The organism is Arthrobacter sp. SLBN-53, assembly GCF_006715585.1.
GTDB lineage: Bacteria > Actinomycetota > Actinomycetes > Mycobacteriales > Mycobacteriaceae > Mycobacterium > Mycobacterium neoaurum_A.
In genome coordinates this window covers 692593-710424 of sequence record NZ_VFNN01000001.1, presented here as the reverse complement: position 1 = coordinate 710424, position 17832 = coordinate 692593, and the positions used below count along the sequence as shown (strand labels likewise).

20 protein-coding genes and 1 tRNA gene are annotated in these 17832 nt (G+C 65.7%); 13 read left to right on the top strand and 8 right to left on the bottom strand.

From position 1 onward, the window contains the following. The first annotated feature begins 34 nt into the window (after window positions 1-34). Both uvrB and FBY28_RS03455 read left to right on the top strand, forming a co-directional pair. Window positions 35-2206 carry an excinuclease ABC subunit UvrB gene (gene uvrB, locus FBY28_RS03460; protein ID WP_023985943.1) on the top strand — a complete coding sequence of 724 codons (2172 nt, stop codon included), beginning with the start codon at window positions 35-37 and terminating at the stop codon, window positions 2204-2206. A 66-nt stretch (window positions 2207-2272) separates the two neighbouring features. Next, window positions 2273-3706, top strand: a complete 1434-nt coding sequence (locus FBY28_RS03455) for an MFS transporter (RefSeq protein ID WP_174241531.1) — start codon at window positions 2273-2275, stop codon at window positions 3704-3706. Window positions 3707-4071: 365 nt separating this feature from the next. On the opposite strand, the gene FBY28_RS25715 is transcribed toward FBY28_RS03455, so the two are convergent. Beyond that, window positions 4072-4311, bottom strand: a complete 240-nt coding sequence (locus tag FBY28_RS25715) for a hypothetical protein (protein WP_160145459.1) — start codon at window positions 4309-4311, stop codon at window positions 4072-4074. Window positions 4312-4359: 48 nt separating this feature from the next. Between FBY28_RS25715 and FBY28_RS03450 the strand changes: the two genes are divergently transcribed. Beyond that, a complete protein-coding gene (locus FBY28_RS03450) occupies window positions 4360-6324 on the top strand; it encodes a cellulase family glycosylhydrolase (protein ID WP_160145458.1) in 1965 nt (654 codons plus the stop codon). Window positions 6325-6332: 8 nt separating this feature from the next. Next, window positions 6333-6403: transfer RNA gene (locus FBY28_RS03445), tRNA-Cys, on the top strand. A 42-nt stretch (window positions 6404-6445) separates the two neighbouring features. Here the strand turns inward: FBY28_RS03445 and FBY28_RS03440 are convergent. The 3 genes from FBY28_RS03440 to FBY28_RS03430 are packed head-to-tail and all read right to left on the bottom strand — an operon-like array spanning window position 6446 to window position 8387. Then, window positions 6446-6862, bottom strand: a complete 417-nt coding sequence (locus FBY28_RS03440; RefSeq protein ID WP_141864268.1) for an arsenate reductase ArsC — start codon at window positions 6860-6862, stop codon at window positions 6446-6448. After that, window positions 6859-7947: an ACR3 family arsenite efflux transporter gene (gene arsB, locus FBY28_RS03435; RefSeq protein WP_141864266.1), complete on the bottom strand. Its 1089-nt coding sequence runs from the start codon at window positions 7945-7947 to the stop codon at window positions 6859-6861. The genes FBY28_RS03440 and arsB overlap by 4 nt, the downstream gene beginning before the upstream one ends. After that, on the bottom strand, window positions 7944-8387 hold the full coding sequence (locus FBY28_RS03430; RefSeq protein WP_141864265.1) for an ArsI/CadI family heavy metal resistance metalloenzyme: 444 nt from the start codon (window positions 8385-8387) through the stop codon (window positions 7944-7946). The genes arsB and FBY28_RS03430 overlap by 4 nt, the downstream gene beginning before the upstream one ends. On the opposite strand from FBY28_RS03430, the gene FBY28_RS03425 reads away from it, so the two are divergent. Beyond that, entirely contained in the window at window positions 8386-8844 is a 459-nt protein-coding gene (locus FBY28_RS03425) for an Rv2640c family ArsR-like transcriptional regulator (RefSeq protein ID WP_286177702.1), read from the top strand. The two genes, FBY28_RS03430 and FBY28_RS03425, sit on opposite strands and share 2 nt — an antisense overlap. Window positions 8845-8902: 58 nt before the next feature. On the opposite strand, the gene FBY28_RS03420 is transcribed toward FBY28_RS03425, so the two are convergent. Both FBY28_RS03420 and FBY28_RS03415 read right to left on the bottom strand, forming a co-directional pair. After that, on the bottom strand, window positions 8903-9415 hold the full coding sequence (locus FBY28_RS03420; protein WP_141864263.1) for a hypothetical protein: 513 nt from the start codon (window positions 9413-9415) through the stop codon (window positions 8903-8905). 53 nt (window positions 9416-9468) lie between these two features. Continuing rightward, window positions 9469-10014: an RNA polymerase sigma factor gene (locus tag FBY28_RS03415; protein WP_141864261.1), complete on the bottom strand. Its 546-nt coding sequence runs from the start codon at window positions 10012-10014 to the stop codon at window positions 9469-9471. A gap of 144 nt (window positions 10015-10158) precedes the next feature. Between FBY28_RS03415 and FBY28_RS03410 the strand changes: the two genes are divergently transcribed. The 7 genes from FBY28_RS03410 (at window position 10159) to FBY28_RS03380 (ending at window position 13497) form a co-directional block, all read left to right on the top strand. Next, complete coding sequence (locus tag FBY28_RS03410; RefSeq protein WP_141864259.1) at window positions 10159-10635, top strand: Asp23/Gls24 family envelope stress response protein; 477 nt, start codon at window positions 10159-10161, stop codon at window positions 10633-10635. Continuing rightward, window positions 10632-10907 carry a hypothetical protein gene (locus FBY28_RS03405; protein WP_141864257.1) on the top strand — a complete coding sequence of 92 codons (276 nt, stop codon included), beginning with the start codon at window positions 10632-10634 and terminating at the stop codon, window positions 10905-10907. The genes FBY28_RS03410 and FBY28_RS03405 overlap by 4 nt, the downstream gene beginning before the upstream one ends. A gap of 37 nt (window positions 10908-10944) precedes the next feature. Beyond that, window positions 10945-11127: a DUF2273 domain-containing protein gene (locus FBY28_RS03400; protein ID WP_141864255.1), complete on the top strand. Its 183-nt coding sequence runs from the start codon at window positions 10945-10947 to the stop codon at window positions 11125-11127. Window positions 11128-11129: 2 nt separating this feature from the next. Further along, window positions 11130-11888, top strand: coding sequence for an Asp23/Gls24 family envelope stress response protein (locus tag FBY28_RS03395; RefSeq protein ID WP_141864253.1), 759 nt, complete (start codon window positions 11130-11132; stop codon window positions 11886-11888). Next, the gene (locus FBY28_RS03390) at window positions 11885-12418 is read left to right on the top strand and encodes a hypothetical protein (RefSeq protein WP_141864251.1); all 534 of its coding nucleotides are present in this window, start codon (window positions 11885-11887) and stop codon (window positions 12416-12418) included. The genes FBY28_RS03395 and FBY28_RS03390 overlap by 4 nt, the downstream gene beginning before the upstream one ends. A gap of 48 nt (window positions 12419-12466) precedes the next feature. Continuing rightward, window positions 12467-12676 (top strand): CsbD family protein, encoded by a 210-nt coding sequence (locus FBY28_RS03385; RefSeq protein ID WP_019511519.1) that lies wholly within the window; start codon window positions 12467-12469, stop codon window positions 12674-12676. A gap of 377 nt (window positions 12677-13053) precedes the next feature. Further along, window positions 13054-13497 (top strand): universal stress protein, encoded by a 444-nt coding sequence (locus FBY28_RS03380; RefSeq protein ID WP_019511520.1) that lies wholly within the window; start codon window positions 13054-13056, stop codon window positions 13495-13497. 90 nt (window positions 13498-13587) lie between these two features. Here FBY28_RS03380 and FBY28_RS03375 read toward each other — a convergent pair whose 3' ends face one another. Both FBY28_RS03375 and FBY28_RS03370 read right to left on the bottom strand, forming a co-directional pair. After that, on the bottom strand, window positions 13588-14085 hold the full coding sequence (locus tag FBY28_RS03375) for a DUF427 domain-containing protein (protein ID WP_141870025.1): 498 nt from the start codon (window positions 14083-14085) through the stop codon (window positions 13588-13590). Then, window positions 14079-14765: an MBL fold metallo-hydrolase gene (locus tag FBY28_RS03370; RefSeq protein ID WP_141864249.1), complete on the bottom strand. Its 687-nt coding sequence runs from the start codon at window positions 14763-14765 to the stop codon at window positions 14079-14081. Before FBY28_RS03370 ends, FBY28_RS03375 begins: the two co-directional genes overlap by 7 nt. Window positions 14766-14850: 85 nt before the next feature. On the opposite strand from FBY28_RS03370, the gene uvrA reads away from it, so the two are divergent. Next, window positions 14851-17769, top strand: coding sequence for an excinuclease ABC subunit UvrA (gene uvrA, locus FBY28_RS03365; protein ID WP_141864246.1), 2919 nt, complete (start codon window positions 14851-14853; stop codon window positions 17767-17769). The last annotated feature ends 63 nt before the right edge of the window (window positions 17770-17832 follow it).

Here is a 17832-nt window from a genome sequence, read left to right as displayed (position 1 = left end):
TGAACTTGTCGGTACCCGCGCTTAATCTGGAGATATGGCTTTTGCTACCGAACACCCTGTGCTGGCGCAGTCGGAATACCGGCCTGCCGCCGACGCCGTCGACGGCATCGTGCGCTCGGGTGGCAAGTTCGAGGTGGTCAGCGAGTACCAACCGGCGGGTGACCAGCCTGCAGCCATCGATGATCTGGAACGCCGCGTCCGCGCCGGCGAGCGTGACATCGTGTTGCTCGGCGCCACCGGCACCGGTAAATCGGCGACGACGGCCTGGCTGATCGAGCGGTTGCAGCGGCCGACGCTGGTGATGGCACCCAACAAGACCTTGGCCGCCCAGTTGGCCAATGAGCTGCGGGAAATGTTGCCGCACAATGCCGTCGAATACTTCGTGTCGTACTACGACTACTACCAACCCGAGGCGTACATCGCCCAGACGGACACCTATATCGAGAAGGACAGCTCGATCAACGACGATGTCGAGCGGCTGCGGCACTCGGCGACCTCGAGCCTGCTGTCCCGGCGCGATGTCGTGGTGGTGGCCTCGGTGTCCTGCATCTACGGTTTGGGCACTCCGCAGTCCTACCTGGATCGCTCGGTCGAGCTGAAGGTCGGCGATGATGTGCCCCGCGACGGCCTGCTGCGGCTGCTGGTCGATGTGCAGTACGACCGTAACGACATCTCGTTCACCCGTGGATCGTTCCGGGTGCGTGGGGACACCGTCGAGATCATCCCCGCGTACGAAGAGTTGGCCATTCGCATCGAGTTCTTCGGTGACGAGGTGGAGGCGCTGTACTACCTGCACCCGCTGACCGGTGATGTGGTTCGCAAGGTCGATTCGGTGCGGATCTTCCCGGCCACCCACTATGTCGCGGGGCCGGACCGGATGGCCGTGGCGATCTCCAGCATCGAGGCCGAGCTCGAGGAGCGGCTGGCCGAGCTGGAGGGCCAGGGCAAGCTGTTGGAGGCGCAGCGACTGCGGATGCGGACCAACTACGACCTGGAGATGATGAAGCAGGTCGGGTTCTGTTCGGGAATCGAGAACTATTCGCGGCATATCGACGGCCGTGGTGCGGGCACGGCCCCCGCCACCCTCATCGATTACTTCCCCGAGGACTTCCTGCTCGTCATCGACGAGTCCCATGTCACGGTGCCGCAGATCGGTGGCATGTACGAGGGCGACATGTCGCGCAAGCGCAACCTCGTCGATTTCGGGTTCCGGTTACCGTCGGCGGTCGACAACCGGCCGCTGACCTGGGAGGAGTTCGCCCAGCGGATCGGCCAGACGGTGTATCTGTCGGCCACGCCCGGCAATTACGAGATGGCCCAGGCGGGCGGTGAGTTCGTCGAGCAGGTCATCCGCCCGACCGGGTTGGTCGACCCGCAGGTGCATGTCAAACCGACCAAGGGCCAGATCGACGATCTGATCGGCGAGATCCGGTTGCGCACCGAACGCGACGAGCGCGTGCTGGTCACGACGCTGACGAAGAAGATGGCCGAAGACCTCACCGACTATTTGTTGGAGATGGGTATCCGGGTGCGGTATCTGCACTCCGAGGTCGACACCCTGCGTCGTGTGGAGCTCCTGCGGCAGTTGCGGCTCGGCGAGTACGACGTGCTGGTCGGTATCAACCTGCTTCGTGAGGGCCTGGATCTGCCCGAGGTGTCGCTGGTGGCAATCCTCGACGCCGACAAGGAGGGATTCCTGCGGTCACCGCGCAGCCTGATCCAGACCATCGGCCGTGCCGCGCGCAACGTGTCCGGCGAGGTACACATGTACGCCGACAAGATCACCGACTCGATGAAAGAGGCGATCGACGAGACCGAGCGGCGCCGGGCCAAGCAGATCGCCTACAACGAGGCCCACGGCATCGACCCGCAGCCGTTGCGCAAGAAGATCGCCGACATCCTCGACCAGGTGTATCGCGAGGCCGACGATACCGAGAACGTCGAGGTCGGTGGGTCGGGCCGCAACTCCTCGCGCGGCAGGCGTGCGCAGGGTGAGCCCGGGCGCGCCGTCAGCGCCGGCATCGTGGAGGGGCGTGACACGGCGAATATGCCGCGCGCCGAGCTCGCCGATCTGATCAAGGATCTGACCGAGCAGATGATGACCGCCGCGCGTGATCTGCAGTTCGAGCTGGCGGCGCGAATCCGCGACGAGATCCAGGACCTGAAAAAGGAGCTGCGCGGCATGGATGCCGCAGGCCTGAAGTAGGGGAGTGGCGACCGTCGCGCGATGCCGACTTGAACTCAACCGCGGTTGAGCTTCTAAGTTGGCGTGGTGACCGACACCCGTATCTCGAGCAGCAGCAGCTGGCGCGCGCTGCTCGGACCGAAACACCTTGGCGTATCGACGGTTCTGGCCGGCGGGGTGGCACTGTATGCCACCAACGAGTTCCTGACCATCAGCCTGATGCCCAGCGCCGTCGCCGAGATCGGCGGGCAGCGCTTCTATGCGTGGGTCATGACGGTCTACCTGGTTGCTTCGGTGGCCGCTGCGACGACCGTCAGCGCGGTGCTGGCGCGGTTCGGCCCGCGGTCGGCGTATCTCGGCGCGTTGACGGTCTTCGGGTTGGCCGGTATCGCCTGTGCGTTGGCGCCGACGATGGAACTGCTGTTGGTGGGCCGCACCGTTCAGGGCGGGGCCGGCGGCCTACTGGCGGGGCTGGGCTACGCGGTGATCAACACCGCGTTACCGCAGGCGCTGTGGACGCGAGCCTCGGCGCTGGTATCGGCGATGTGGGGTGTCGGGACGCTCCTGGGGCCGGCAGCCGGCGGGATGTTCGCCCAGTTCGCCTCGTGGCGTTGGGCTTTCGGCGCCCTGGTGATACTGACCGCGGTCATCGCGGCACTGGTGCCGATATCGCTGCCCCGACGCACCCGCGGTGATCGGCCGGCGGCAAGCAGGGTTCCGATCTGGTCGCTGGTGCTCTTGGGCGCCGCGGCCCTGCTGGTCAGCGTGGCAGGTCTGGCGTCCGACCTACTCATGACCGGTCTGATCCTCGCGCTGAGTGGGGCGCTGATCGGTGCGTTCATCGTGGTTGATCGCCGGGCGGCGCTGGCGGCGGCCAACCCGGCGACGGGTCACTCGGTCCTGCCGCGCACGGCCTTCCGGCGCGGGCCGCTGAAATGGATGTATCTCACGCTGGGTCTGTTGATGGCCTCGACCATGGTGGACATGTATGTCCCGTTGTTCGGTCAGCGGCTCGCACATCTGGCGCCGTTGGCGGCCGGCTTTCTGGGCGTGGCACTGGCCGTGGGCTGGACCGTCAGCGAGATCCTGAGCGCTTCGGCCGATCGCCGCGCGGTCGTGGTGCGGATCGTGGTCGCCTCGCCGGTGGTGATGGTCGTCGGTCTGGTGGGCTCGGCGGTGATGGTCGAGCAGTCGATGGCGGGTTGGTCGGTCGGGTTGTGGGTGGCGGCGTTGGTGATCACCGGAACGGGGATCGGGATGGCCTGGCCCCATCTGTCGGCGTGGGCCATGGGCGGTGTCGACGATCCGGCGGAGGGGCCCGTCGCGGCCGCGGCCATCAACACCGTCCAGTTGATCTGCGGTGCGTTCGGGGCCGGGCTGGCGGGCGTCGTCGTCAACCACTCCGCGACCGACGACGTGCACGCAGCCCGGGTGCTGTTCATCGTGTTCGCGGTGCTGGCGTGTGTGGCCGTCGTCGCGGCCTGGCGCGCCACCCGACGGGACCGACGCATCCGCGATTGAGGCGGCATCTCACATCTCAAGACAGGTGTCGAGAAGTGGCACCGTGTCCGGTATCGGCACTCGTTGTCCACACCCGGGAGCGGACTTTGCCCGCACCGGACGCACAGCGGTGGCGGACTTAGCTGGAGAGTGGGTGATGGTACGGCTGAGTTCTGCTGTGGCGGCGGTCAACCGTTGATGTTTCTGGGAAGCCTGCTCCCAACTGGACTATTGCGTCTCCTGTGACCCTCGGCGGCATAGGCGCCGCAGCAGGGCTAGTTATTGTCACATTTGCCAGAATCTCCGCCCGCGGAGAAATCATGAAAATTACCGACGTGAAAATTATTTGCTGTCAACTGGTCCAGTTATGTACCACTGAGTAATTCTCACATTACTTTTGAGTAAGTTGCGCGAAAGGCGGTCCAGTCGGCTAATTTCCCTGCATTGTCGATCTCTGCAGGTTCGACGCCATTACTGGAGAGCTGGGTGGTCACATGTGGGGTCGAGGTGTTCGATTGGTACGCACTTTTACCAACCGAATCGTTATTGGCATCGCAACCGTTTCGTTGGTTGCGGCCACCGGCAGTCAATTTGCTATCCCCGCGACCCATCGGGTGGTTGCTCACGAGGTCGTCAATGTCGCTGCGATAGTCGAGTCACCGTCGACCGTCGGCATGGCGGACTCGAACATCTACTTCACCGACAACCTCGAGCAGGTGATCGAGCATCTCGACCTGATCGAATCGCTCGGGGTGAAGAACGTCCGGCTGCTGGTGCCGTGGATCTTCGTCCAACCCACCGACCCCATGGGTGCTCCGGTCGACTGGGCGGCCGACCTGGACTGGGCCAAGCTCGATCAGATCGTCTACGAGGCGGACCGTCGGGGAATGGGCATCCTCGGTGTCCTGCAATGGTCGCCCGACTGGGCGACCGACGGCCCGACCGGCAGCGGGCATCCGTCCGATGTGCAGGACTTCGCCGACTTCGCGGCCGCCGTCGCCGATCGGTACCGCGACAAGATCACCGCCTACGAGGTGTGGAACGAGCCGAACGCATCGTTCTTCTGGAACCCCATCGACCCGGTCGAGTACACCCGGCTGTTGCAGGCGACCTACACCTCGCTCAAGTCGGTCAGTCCGGATATCACCGTGGTCGGCGCCGTCGTCAGCGCCACTCTCACCTGGGGCGATGCCACGATGAACGCCGTCGACTTCGTGGAGGCGATGTACGCCGCCGGCGCCGACGGGTTCTTCGATGCGATCTCGATTCACCCCTACAATTTCGACACCAAATTCTCCGAGCAGGGCGACTTGGACTGGCGCGAACTGATGCCGCTGTTCCAGATCCAGAAGATCCGCGAGTTGATGGATCAGCATCAGCAACCGGGCGAGGAACAACTCAAGATCTGGATCAGTGAATACGGTCTGCCGACCAGCGTTGTCACCCCGGAAAAGCAGCTGGCGTTCATCACCGATCTGCTGAATGCCTGGCAAGCGTTCTCCGGCGGCGGTCCCATCTTCATGTACACGACCAAAGACGATATGAATGCCATTGGCGACGAACGCTTCTTCGGATTGTTCGACGAATACGGCAACTTCAAGGGCAGCCCCGAGGCGCTGCGTGACTTCCAGCGGCTGATCGATTGTCTGGACGGGTGCTCGCCGGGTAATCCGGGCAACCCGTCGAATCCGTTGGGCTCGCTGCTGGAACTCATTCAGCACGTGGTGACCCAGGTGTTGAGCTTCGTGCCGAATCTGGTGGCCGGGGTGGTCTCGGCGGTCACCAACCTGCTCGGGTCGATCCTCGGCGGGCTTTCCGGTGCGAGCACCGCGACCGAACCGGTCGGTGTGGGCGCGGGCATGCGGGCCATGGCGGACGAACAAGTTGGAACGGACGTGCCGGCGGAGGTCGACGGACCGGAGGCGCTCGACAGCCCGCGGTCGCTCGGCGCTGCGGTCACCGAACCGCTGGGCGAGGCGGTGTCGGCCGAACTGCCCGTCGCCGTCGAGGAGACCGTTGGTGGGGTGGGTGTCCAACCGGTGACCGATCCGTTGTCGGCGGATCCCGTTGTCGGCGAACCTGTTCTGGAAGAGCCTGTCGTCGAACCCGTCGTCGAACCCGTCGTCGAACCCGTTGTCGAAGCGCCTGTCGAGGAAGTCCCGGAAGTGGACGTGCCTGTGGTCGACGAGCCTGTTGTCGACGAGCCCGTGGTGGAGGAGCCTGTCATCGAGGAGCCGGTGGTGGAGGAGCCCGTCGTCGAAATCCCGGCGCTGGAACCGGTTCTCGAACCGGCCGCTGATCCGTCGGCGTCCACCGACACCGAGGAGGCCGAGACCACCCCGACGACCACCCCGACGCGCGCGGAGTCCGAGCCATCCGAGGCGTCGATCAGGGCGGAGCTCACCAGGCCCTCGAGTCGGTCGTCGGCAGACGACAGCTCAGCGGACAAGACCGACCGTCCGGCGATGGGCCGGGAGCCGAGTCGCACCGAGGCCAGCGCCGTCGAACCGGGGATTCGGTCCTCGGAGCGTCCGGTGGGTCGGGAGAACGACGGCGCGACGGGGGTGACCGGAGATCGAGGAAGTAACGATCACGGCGAGCGCAACTCTGTGACCTCGTCGCCGTCGGTGGCAGATTGAGCGGTGCTGCGGGTGTGGCTGAGTGGCTAGGCACCGGCCTGCAAAGCCGTTTACACGGGTTCGAATCCCGTCACTCGCTCGTAGCCGTATCTACCGCAGTTGGTCTCTGGCCGCCGGCGGATCAGATCCGTTGGTGGACACCGAGTTCGTCGAGGAGCTCTCGAACGCGGCGTTCGATATCGTCGCGGATGGGACGAACCGCGTCGACGTCCTTGCCGGCCGGATCGGTGAGTTCCCAGTTCTCGTAACGCTTGCCGGGAATGTAGGGGCATTCATCCCCGCAGCCCATGGAGACCACGACATCCACCGTTTCGACGATGTCGTGGGTCCACCGCTGCGGCCGCTCGCCGGAGATGTCGATGTGCTTTTCGGCCATCGCGGCTACGGCGGCCGGGTTCACGGTGGCGGCGGGTTCTGATCCACCCGAGTACACGTCCGCCCGGTCCCCGGCGAGATGGCGGAAGAAACCCATGGCCATCTGCGAGCGCCCTGCGTTGTGGGTGCAGAGGAACAGGACTGCGGGTCTGGTGTCGCTCATGTGGTCGGTGCTTTCGTCTGGGGCCAGAAGCGCTTGCGCAGGAACAGGGATACGTAGACGAGGGCGACCAGGACCGGTACTTCGATCAGCGGGCCGACCACCCCGGCGAGCGCCTGGCCGGAAGTGGCGCCGTAGGTGGCGATGGCCACGGCGATGGCGAGTTCGAAATTGTTGCCGGCTGCGGTGAACGCGAGCGTGGTGGTGCGCTCATAACCCAGTCCGAGCGCGGCTCCGAGCAGGTATCCACCGCCCCACATGACGGCGAAATAGACCAGCAGGGGAGCGGCAATGCGCACCACGTCGACCGGGCGGCTGGTGATCTGTTCGCCCTGCAGTGCAAAGAGGATGACGATGGTGAACAGCAGGCCGTAGAGTGCCCACGGCCCGACCTTCGGTAGATATCGGGTTTCGTACCAGGTGCGGCCTTTGGCTTTCTCACCAATCCGCCGTGACAGATAGCCCGCCAGCAGGGGGATGCCCAGGAAGACCAGGACAGATTGGGCGATCTGCCACGGTGAGGCGTTGATGGACGCGGTGTCCCAGCCCAGCCACCCCGGTAGCACCGACAGGTAGAACCAGCCCAGCACGGCGAACATGACGACCTGGAACAGCGAGTTGAGCGCGACCAGCACGGCCGCGGCTTCCCGATCACCGCAGGCCAGGTCGTTCCAGATGATGACCATGGCGATGCAGCGTGCCAGGCCGACGATGATCAGCCCGGTGCGGTATTCGGGCAGGTCGGGGACCAGTAGCCAGGCCAGCGCGAACATCAGCGCGGGACCGATCAACCAGTTCAGGACAAGGGAACTCAGCAACAGCTTGCGGTCGCCGGTGACGGTGTCCAGCCGGTCAAAGCGGACCTTCGCCAGCACGGGGTACATCATGATCAGCAGGCCAAGGGCGATGGGGACCGAAATACCCTGCACCTGAACGCTGTTGAGGGCGGTGTTGACGCCGGGAATCAGCCGGCCCAGCAGTAGACCTGCGACCATGGCGGCACCGATCCAGACCGGAAGGAATCGGTCGAGCTTCGAGAGTTTCCCGACGACGACCGATTCGCTGCCGGCATCGGTTCTGGATGTCATGCGCTGTCGGCGGTGCAGCAGGTGCCTGCCCCGCTGCCATCGGTGACCGGTGCGCTCGTGCCGGTGCCGAAGGTGTCGGAATCGGCCAGCACGGTGTAGACCTCCCATTTCTCACCTGCCGGGCCGGTCACCCACACCTTGTCCTGAGTGGCGAAACAGCAGGTGGTACCGATTTCCTCTTCGGTGAACATGCCCTCGTCGGTGAGGCGGGCGATTTCGGCGTGGACGGCCTGGCTGGATTCGACTTCGACGCCGAGGTGGTTGATCGTTCCGCCGTGGCCGGGGTTCTCGATGAGCACGAGTTTCAGCGGAGGTTCGGTGATCGCAAAGTTGGCGTATCCCGGTTTCACCTTGGCCGGGGATGTGTTGAACAGTTTGGAGTAGAACGTGATGGCCTGATCGAGGTCATCGACGTTGAGGGCGAGTTGGGCGCGGGACATGACCGCCTCCTACCTTTGTGGCTTATGTCGAACTACCGGCGTAGCCGATCCTTCCACCTCTTCGATATTTGTCAATAAGGTGTGGCAGGATGGGTTCATGCCGAAAGCGCTGCCGACCATCGACGTATCCGCGCCGGTCTGCTGCTCGCCGGTCGCCGCCGGCCCGGTCGACGACGATGCGGCGTTGGAGATCGCGTTGCGCCTCAAAGCGTTGGCCGATCCGGTGCGGGTGAAATTGATGTCATTGCTGTTCAGTAGCAGCGAGGGCGAAGTGTGCAGTTGTGACCTGGCGGCTGCGGTGGAGCTGTCGGAATCGACTGTGAGTCATCACCTGTCACAATTGCGGCGAGCGGGCTTCGTCGAGTCGGAGCGGCGCGGAATGAATGTCTATCACCGCGCCCGCCATGAGTCCTTGATCGCACTGTGTTCGGTGCTCGACCCTAACTGTTGCCGCTAGCTCACCGGTGCGGGTCGCAAGCCGCCACCCGGTTCAACGTGCCCATTCCAACACGGTGTCACCGACCGGTGACGACCACGTCATCCCAGGTCGCGGTGATCTCGGCGGTGTCGACACCGATCGTCTGGCGCAGCACCACAGCCGCATCGCGGCGCAGCGAATCACCATCCTGCAGATAGGTGTGTCGTCGCGGCTCGGCGCCGATGCCGATGAGGTGGATGTGGACGGCGGTCAGGACATCGTCCTGGACGCAGAGTTCGACATCGGCGACGGCTGCGGCGACCTCGGCCGCCGGTTCGGCCAGCGCCCAGGTGAGCAGCTTGGCCAACGCGATATGTGTGACGCCGATGCCCTTGCGTGCGGTCCGGATCAGCTTGCCTCGTCGCGGCAACGCCGAAATACGTTGGGTAATGCCACTTCTCAATTCGGACAGAGCCGAACTGGTTTCGGCCCAACGGGTGTCGCTCTCGGCCTCCGGTTCGCGCAGACCGGCAAATCGGCGGGTGGCATCGGCGATCCAGGCCGCCGCCTCGGCGGTGGCTTCGTAATCGTCCCGCGCTGCCGTGCTCATATCGTCTCCAGTGTTGCGCACCGAGGCACCACTGTAAAACCGGCCGGTCGTCCTCATGGTCGGAACTCCTCCAGTGTGGTGGCCAGACGTTTCCGGGTGCGCTGCAACAATCCCCGGACCGAACCCTCGGTCGTGTGCAGCACCGTGGCGATTTCGGCCACCGGCAGGTCATAGACCTCGCGGAGCCACCACGCGGCGCGCGCCGGGTAGGGCAGCTTGGCCAGTTCGCGATTCAGGGCCGTCAAGAATGCGGCGTGCTCGGCCCGCTGGCCGGGGCCAGGTCGGAAGTCGGGCGTCTCCGGTGCCGAGTCCAGATCGTTCTGTGGTCGCCGGCGGCGCATCGCATCGACGGTCTTGCGAGACGCCAAGGAGTACAGCCACGTTCGGAACGCAGAACGGAATGCAAAGTTGGGCAATGCCTTCCATGCGGCGATGAAGGTCTCCTGGACGATATCGTCGCAGTCGCCGGACTCCGGATACGTTTGCCTGACAAACTTCAGCAACGCCGGCGCGTGGCGGACGACCAACACGTCGAACGCTGCCGAATCACCCCGCTGAGCGCGTCGGGCGAGCGTCTCATCGGGCAGCGAGTCGAGCACCTCGCACTAGTTGTCCATTTGGCGCACATTTCAAACCCGCTGTGTTCTACGTCTCCCGTGCGTGCGCTTCACGCTCCCGGGCGCGACTAAGCATATGAGCCGGACAAACGTTCCGAGCTGGAGGAACTCGTGAAGGAGACTCGCATGACCACCGCAACACCGTCCCGTGAGGTCAGCTCCGCAGCCAAGACGGACAGCGCAGGCAAGGAGTTGGAGAAGTTGGCTTCCGACCATGGCGTGACCACCATCGCCGACGTCGTCGTGTCCAAGATCGCCGGCATCGCGACCCGCGAGGTCGACGGCGTCTACGACCTCGGCGGCCAGGCTGCGCGGGTGGTGGGGAAACTGCGCGAGACTTTGCCCGGTACCCAGAACCTCACCCAGGGCGTCAATGTCGAGGTCGGCGAGCGTCAGGCGGCCGTCGATATTGGCATCGTCGCCGAGTACGGGGTGGCCATCCATGACCTCGCCGACGGCATCCGCAACAACGTGATCTCCGCGGTCGAGAACATGACCGGCCTCGAGGTGACCGAGGTCAACATCACCGTGCACGACGTGCACTTCGCCGATGACGACAACGGCGAGGAGATCGCGGCCGACGCGCAACCCCGCGTCCAGTGAGCGCCGCGAGTGAGCGGGTCGATCGCGTCGTCGCGGCGGTGACCGCCGTCGACGGTGTGGTCGGCCTGCATTCCGGCCCCGGCGTCCCGACCACGTATCTGCCCGGCCGCACGGTCGGCGGGATCCGGTTGGGCCCCCAGGACGGCAAGGTTCACGTCGTCCTTGCGCTACGGGGGAACCTGCTCGACACCGCCACCCGGGTGCAGCAGGTGGCGAGCACCGCCGCCGGGGTGCCGGTGGAGATCGTGGTGGGAGATGTGGCGGCTCCGTGATCAAGGCCGTCGGACTTAAACCTCAGAGGAGAAGGCAATGACTCAGAAGTATGTGATACCAGGGCTTTTCGCGGGCCTGCTGGTGGCCATCGCGGCGGTGACCGGCGGGCTGATCGGCTTTCTGCTGGCCCTGGTGCTCGGTGCCGCAGGTGCCGCCATCGGTGCCCACCTCGACGGCACCATCGATCTGACCGCGCTCGGTCGCAGGTCGGGGAGCTGACCATGACGAGCGAGGCGGTGACGCGAGTGGCGGAGCCGACCACCCGCGGGCGCACGCTGATCGACGACCGGGTGCGCGAACGCGTGATCGAACGTGCCGTATTGGCCACGCCGGGCGTGGTGGCCCACCGCACGATGGTGCCAGGGCGGACTCTGCCCTCGGTCACCATCGCCGATCACACGTCGGGCGTGGATGTCCAGATCGCCGCGGCATGGCCCGTCGACAGTGCCTCGGTGCTGGCCTCGGCACGCTCGGCGGTGGTGCGCGAACTGGCCACCACGCTCGGTGAGCACCCGGACCGGGTCGAGGTGACCATCACCCGCGTCGAATCGGATCGAACACCGGCCCAGGTAGCCGATGCCTACTCGGATGCTTGTGCCGAGGTCCCGGTGCCCGATTCCGTCGGTGCCGCGTCACGCCGCTTCGCTCCGCGCCGGATCGCCGGCGCCACCTACTGCGGCGTGCTCGTCGCAGTCCTGCTGATGGCCCTCGGCGCGGTGGCCCTGCGGGACGCACTGACACCCGATGACCCGTGGATCGCGCCCGTGCTCTCGGCACTGGCCGACGCGCACTGGCAGTGGTGGAGCTGGCCGGCCGCGGTCGCGGCGGCGCTCATCGGGGTGGTCTTGCTGATCACTGCGCTGAAGCCGCGCAAGCGCACCCACGAACCGGTCGACGAGTTCGTCTGGGTTCGGCGCGGCCGACAACGGCAATGGATCGATGAACAGGACTTCGGGGATGACGGGGGGAGTGTGCGATGAGCACGTCACTGCGCGTAATGGACCGTGTGCTCACGGCACTGGTGGCCGTGCTGATTCTGACCGGTGCGGCATGGGTGATCGGCTACGGCGCCGATGTCGCCGTGGCCAGGGATGCCGCGGCGCGCATCGACCCCGCCGCGCTCGGACGCGCGACCGAGTGGCACCTGTGGTCGCTGGCGCTCGGTGCCGGTGGCGTGGTCCTGCTGTTGATCGGTGCGTGGCTGACCCTGTCGCACCTGCGGCCGCGTTCGGTGCGGACGGTCTCGACCGCCCACGACGGAGCCGTCGATCTGGCTCGGTTGGCCGATGCGGCGGCGGCAGATCTGGGTAACCACCCTGCGGTGACGTCGGCGAAGGCGGCCACCCGCACCGTGTCCGGACGCCCGGTGGTCCGCATCAGCGCCGAGTTCCCGGTGAGCACCGACTCGGCCCGGATCCGCCGGCTCGCGCATCGGTGCGCGCACGACCTTCGCCGCGCCGCCGACACCGATCTCGAATTCCAACTGCTGGCCGAAAGGGCAGCGAAATAGGCCGAGACCGCAGAACCCTGCGGGCTCACACACGAAGAGGAGAAAAGAATGGGTATCGCCGACAACGCCAAGAACAAGGCCGAGGATCTCAAGGGCCAGGCCAAGGAGAAGGTCGGCTCGGCCACCGGCAATTCGGATCTGGAGTCCGAAGGCCAGGTCGACCAGGCCGTCGCCGCGGTCAAAGATCACCTCACCAATGCCGCCGACAAGGTCAAGGACGGCGTCGAAGCCGTCAAGGACAAGCTCACCGGTAAGTGAGATCGCGTGACACACAGCTAAATCCAGATACGGACGGTACCGGCCACGATCCCGGTACCGTCCGTACTGCGTCCTGGCCGGGTGGTGTCGCGCGCTCTCAGCAAACGCGGCACCCGCGTGGCGTGTGCTGTCGATCATGGTGTCGGACATCACCGGGGCGGGGGTGCTGCGATACGGCAGATCGGGCTGCTGGCCTGGTCATCTCGGTCACGGAACGGTTTGCGCAGGGCTCATCGGGGCTACGATTCGAGGTGACGAACACTGCCGAGGTGTCGCCCGCCGCGGGTCGTGTGGCCAATTGCGCCCGTGCGCGTTGGGCGAGGCGTTAGGGTCTCGGTGGCTAGCTATCGATTTGACATCGAACTTGGAGGGCATGAATGAGCGCCTATCGGACCGTCGTGGTCGGCACGGACGGATCGGACTCGTCGTTGCGTGCGGTGGATCGTGCGGGCGAGATCGCTGCTGGGTCTGGAGCGAAAGTGGTTATCGCCACCGCGTATTTCCCGCAAAGCGAGGATCATCACGCCGCCGACGTCTTGAAGGACGAGGGCTACAAGACCACCGGCAATGCGCCGATCTACGCAATTCTGCGTGAGGCCACCGACCGGGCCAAGGCCGCCGGTGCCAAAGAGGTCGAGGAGAAGGCCGTCGTCGGTGCGCCCGTCGATGCGCTGGTCGACCTCGCCGAACAGGTCAAGGCCGACCTGCTGGTCGTCGGCAATGTGGGTCTGAGCACCATCGCCGGCCGGCTGCTCGGATCGGTGCCCGCCAATGTCGCGCGCCGGTCCAAGGTCGACGTGCTGATCGTGCACACGTCCTGATCGCATCCTGACAGCCGTTAGCCCGGTGTCCGCCGCGAGTGCGGGCGCCGGGCTTTCTGGTGTCCGGACGGAGTTCGGTTGGTATGCCGGTTACCAGCCCATCGACCCGGGGATGCCCTTGAACGGTCCCGTCACCCAACTGGTGATCCACCCGCCGTAGAAGCCCCCCGGCTGGGGCAGCACGGTCTCGCCGTTGACCGTACAGCGCTGGACTGCGGCGGCCATCACCGCGATCGCGCCGGCGATGGGCTCGAAACCGCGCGTCGGTGTCGGGTAGGTCCAGGCCGCCCGCTCGCTGACGGTATCGCCCGACACGAGATCGAAATAGCTGGCCTGCCCCTTCCACTCGCACCAGGACGAGCCGCCCGCTGTGCGCAGCGCACCGGGGCGGAAGGCATCGGCGGGCAGATAGTAGGTCGGCGGATGGCTGGTCTCCAGCACGCGCCAGCCGCGTTGGGTCGTGGCGATCTCGGTCCCGCCGAGTTCGACGGTGATCGAGCCGCGGAATTCTTCGAGCCGGGGCGGACGTGGGTAGTCCCACACAGATTCCTGACCGGGGCCGGGCTTCTCGGGTACCGGCTTCACCAGCCGCGCTCCTTCCACTCCGCCAGGTGCGGGCGTTCGGCACCGAGCGTCGTGTCATCACCGTGGCCGGGGTAGACCACGGTGGAATCCGGGTACACGTCGAACAACTTGTCGGACACGTCGCCGAGCAACCGGTCGAAGTCACCGTCCTTCCAGGTCTTGCCGACCCCGCCGGGGAACAGGCAGTCCCCGGTGAACAGGTGGGTGGTTTCGCCGTCGGCGCCCGTCAGTGCGAGGGCGACCGAGCCCTCGGTATGTCCCTGGAGGTGGATCACGGTGAAGTCGAGCTCACCGACGGTGACGGTGTCGCCGTCGGACAGGATGCGGTCGGGGGCCACCGGCAGGGGTTCGGCGTCCAGCGCGTGCGCCGCGGTCGGCGCGGCAGTGGCCTTCGCCACCTGTTCCAGGGCCTGCCAATGGTCGTAGTGCTGGTGGGTGGTCACGATGAGCGCGACGTCCGGGGCGTGCTGGGAGATCAGTGCGAGGAGGGCATCGCCGTCGTTCGCGGCGTCGATGAGCAGTGTCTTCCCGGTCGTGGAACAGGTCACCAGGTAGGCGTTGTTGTCCATGGGACCGACGGAGGCCTTGATGATCGTCGCCGCGGGCAGGGTGCGCCGAGCGGAGGTGCCACTGTCGACGTGGCCGGTGTAGGACTCGCTGAGCGGGATCTGAGGGCTGGTCACACCCCCACGCTATCCGGCTCGACTCGGGCTTGTCGGTGGGTGCACTTAGCATGGGCCGTGAATTCTGTCTTGGGAGGAAAACCCGTTGTCTGACCGTCTGATCGTCAAGGGCGCGCGCGAGCACAACCTGCGCGGAGTCGATCTTGATCTACCCCGCGACGCCCTGATCGTGTTCACCGGCCTGTCGGGCTCGGGGAAGTCCTCGCTGGCCTTCGACACCATCTTCGCCGAGGGGCAGCGCCGCTACGTCGAGTCGTTGTCGGCCTATGCCCGCCAGTTCCTCGGCCAGATGGACAAGCCCGATGTGGACTTCATCGAGGGGCTGTCGCCGGCGGTCTCCATCGATCAGAAGTCGACCAACCGCAACCCGCGGTCCACCGTCGGCACCATCACCGAGGTCTACGACTATCTGCGCCTGCTCTACGCCAGGGCCGGCACACCGCACTGCCCGGTCTGTGGTGAGCGCATCGCCCGCCAGACACCGCAGCAGATTGTCGACCAAGTGCTCGCGATGGAGGACGGCACCAAGTTCCAGGTCCTCGCACCGGTGGTGCGCACCCGCAAGGGTGAGTTCGTCGACCTCTTCGACAAGCTCAACAGCCAGGGTTACAGCCGCGTGCGGGTCGACGGCGTGGTCTATCCGCTCTCCGAACCGCCCAAGCTCAAGAAGCAGGAGAAGCACGATATCGAGGTGGTCGTCGACCGCCTGACCGTGAAGGCATCGTCCAAGCAGCGGCTCACGGACTCGGTGGAGACGGCGCTGGGTCTGGCCGACGGCATCGTGGTGCTCGACTTCGTCGACCGCGAGGATGATCACCCGCATCGCGAGCAGCGGTTCTCCGAGAAGCTCGCCTGCCCGAACGGCCACCCGCTGGCCGTCGACGACCTCGAGCCGCGGTCGTTCTCGTTCAACTCCCCATACGGCGCCTGCCCGGAGTGCACCGGTCTGGGCATCAAGAAGGAGGTCGATCCCGACCTCGTCGTGCCCGATCCGGACCTGACGCTCGCCGAGGGCGCTGTCGCTCCGTGGTCGATGGGGCACACCTCCGAGTACTTCACCAGGATGATGTCGGGCCTGGGCGAGGAGCTGGGGTTCGACGTCAACACCCCGTGGAAGAAGCTGCCCGCCAAGGCGCGCAAGGCCATCCTCGAGGGCTCCGACCACCAGGTGCACGTCCGCTACAAGAACCGGTACGGACGTACCAGGTCGTACTACGCCGACTTCGAAGGTGTGCTCGCCTTCCTGCAGCGCAGGATGGAGCAGACCGACTCCGAGCAGATGAAGGAGCGCTACGAGGGCTTCATGCGCGATATTCCCTGCCCGGAATGCCAAGGGACGCGGCTCAAGCCGGAGATTCTGGCGGTGTCGTTGTCGGCAGGAGCGCTCGGTCCCAAGTCGATCGCCGAGGTTGCCGAACTGTCCATCGCCGACTGTGCGGAGTTCCTCAACGCGCTCACCCTGGGGGCCCGTGAGACGGCTATCGCCGGGCAGGTGCTCAAGGAGATCCAGTCCCGGCTGGGCTTCCTGCTCGACGTCGGCCTGGAATACCTGTCCCTCTCCCGCGCGGCAGCCACGCTGTCCGGCGGTGAGGCACAACGTATCCGGCTGGCAACCCAGATCGGTTCGGGTCTGGTCGGCGTGCTCTACGTGCTCGACGAGCCCTCCATCGGCCTGCACCAGCGCGACAACCGCAAGCTGATCGACACCCTGGTCCGGCTCCGGAATCTGGGCAATACGCTGATCGTGGTCGAGCATGATCTCGACACCATCGCGCACGCCGACTGGGTGGTCGACATCGGCCCGGCGGCCGGCGAGCACGGCGGCCGGATCGTGCACAGCGGCTCCTACAAGGATCTGCTGCGCAACCCCGAATCACTCACCGGCGCCTATCTTTCCGGCAAGGAGAGCATCGAGGTGCCGGCCATCCGGCGGCCGGTGGACCGAAAGCGCCAACTCACCGTGGTCGGTGCCCGCGAACACAACCTCAAAGAGGTCGACGTGGCGTTCCCGCTCGGGGTGCTCACCTCGGTCACCGGGGTCTCCGGTTCGGGTAAGTCGACGCTGGTCAACGACATCCTGGCCACCGTGCTGGCCAACAAGCTCAACGGGGCCCGGCAGGTTCCGGGCCGGCACACCAGGATCAACGGTATCGATCAGCTCGACAAGCTGGTGCGGGTGGACCAGTCGCCGATCGGGCGGACTCCGCGGTCCAACCCAGCCACCTACACCGGGGTGTTCGACAAGATCCGCACGCTTTTCGCCGCCACCACCGAGGCGAAGGTCCGCGGCTACCAGCCGGGCCGGTTCTCGTTCAACGTCAAGGGTGGCCGGTGTGAGGCGTGTTCGGGTGACGGCACGTTGAAGATCGAGATGAACTTCCTGCCCGATGTCTATGTGCCCTGCGAGGTATGCCATGGCGCGCGGTACAACCGCGAAACCCTCGAGGTGCACTACAAGGGCAAGACCATCTCCGAGGTGCTCGACATGCCGATCGAGGAGGCCACCGAGTTCTTCGAGCCGATCTCCTCGATCCACCGCTATCTCAAGACACTGGTGGATGTCGGGCTCGGATACGTCCGGCTCGGCCAGTCCGCGCCGACACTGTCCGGCGGCGAGGCGCAGCGGGTGAAGCTGGCCGCCGAACTGCAGAAGCGTTCGACGGGCCGCACCGTGTACATCCTCGACGAGCCGACCACCGGCCTGCACTTCGAGGACATCCGCAAGTTGCTCAAGGTGATCAACGGCCTTGTGGACAAGGGCAACACGGTGATCGTCATCGAGCACAACCTCGACGTCATCAAGACCTCGGACTGGATCGTGGACATGGGGCCCGAGGGCGGCGCCGGTGGCGGGACCGTTGTCGCGCAGGGGACTCCGGAAGATGTCGCGGCCACGCCCGAGAGTTACACCGGCCAATTCCTGGTGGAGATGCTCGACCCGCCGTCGGTCGAGGAGGCGCCTGCGCCCAAGACGCGACGGCGCCGCAGCAAGGTCAGCGCCTGACGGCAGCCGGCCATGATGCACTTCCAGAAGTAGTACTACCGGCAGTATCACGCGCCGGGTAGT

What these genes read in the sequence shown, in the direction of transcription:
- FBY28_RS03450 (WP_160145458.1), top strand. Translation starts at nt 4,360, where the DNA reads ATGGCGGACTCGAACATCTACTTCACCGACAACCTCGAGCAGGTGATC.
- FBY28_RS03430 (WP_141864265.1), bottom strand. Translation starts at nt 8,387, where the DNA reads ATGTCCCGCGCCCAACTCGCCCTCAACGTCGATGACCTCGATCAGGCC.
- FBY28_RS03390 (WP_141864251.1), top strand. Translation starts at nt 11,885, where the DNA reads ATGAGCACGTCACTGCGCGTAATGGACCGTGTGCTCACGGCACTGGTG.
- FBY28_RS03410 (WP_141864259.1), top strand. Translation starts at nt 10,159, where the DNA reads ATGACCACCGCAACACCGTCCCGTGAGGTCAGCTCCGCAGCCAAGACG.
- FBY28_RS03385 (WP_019511519.1), top strand. Translation starts at nt 12,467, where the DNA reads ATGGGTATCGCCGACAACGCCAAGAACAAGGCCGAGGATCTCAAGGGC.
- FBY28_RS03395 (WP_141864253.1), top strand. Translation starts at nt 11,130, where the DNA reads ATGACGAGCGAGGCGGTGACGCGAGTGGCGGAGCCGACCACCCGCGGG.
- FBY28_RS03380 (WP_019511520.1), top strand. Translation starts at nt 13,054, where the DNA reads ATGAGCGCCTATCGGACCGTCGTGGTCGGCACGGACGGATCGGACTCG.
- FBY28_RS03425 (WP_286177702.1), top strand. Translation starts at nt 8,386, where the DNA reads ATGACCGCCTCCTACCTTTGTGGCTTATGTCGAACTACCGGCGTAGCC.
- uvrB (WP_023985943.1), top strand. Translation starts at nt 35, where the DNA reads ATGGCTTTTGCTACCGAACACCCTGTGCTGGCGCAGTCGGAATACCGG.
- FBY28_RS03420 (WP_141864263.1), bottom strand. Translation starts at nt 9,415, where the DNA reads ATGAGCACGGCAGCGCGGGACGATTACGAAGCCACCGCCGAGGCGGCG.
- arsB (WP_141864266.1), bottom strand. Translation starts at nt 7,947, where the DNA reads ATGACATCCAGAACCGATGCCGGCAGCGAATCGGTCGTCGTCGGGAAA.
- FBY28_RS03440 (WP_141864268.1), bottom strand. Translation starts at nt 6,862, where the DNA reads ATGAGCGACACCAGACCCGCAGTCCTGTTCCTCTGCACCCACAACGCA.
- FBY28_RS03400 (WP_141864255.1), top strand. Translation starts at nt 10,945, where the DNA reads ATGACTCAGAAGTATGTGATACCAGGGCTTTTCGCGGGCCTGCTGGTG.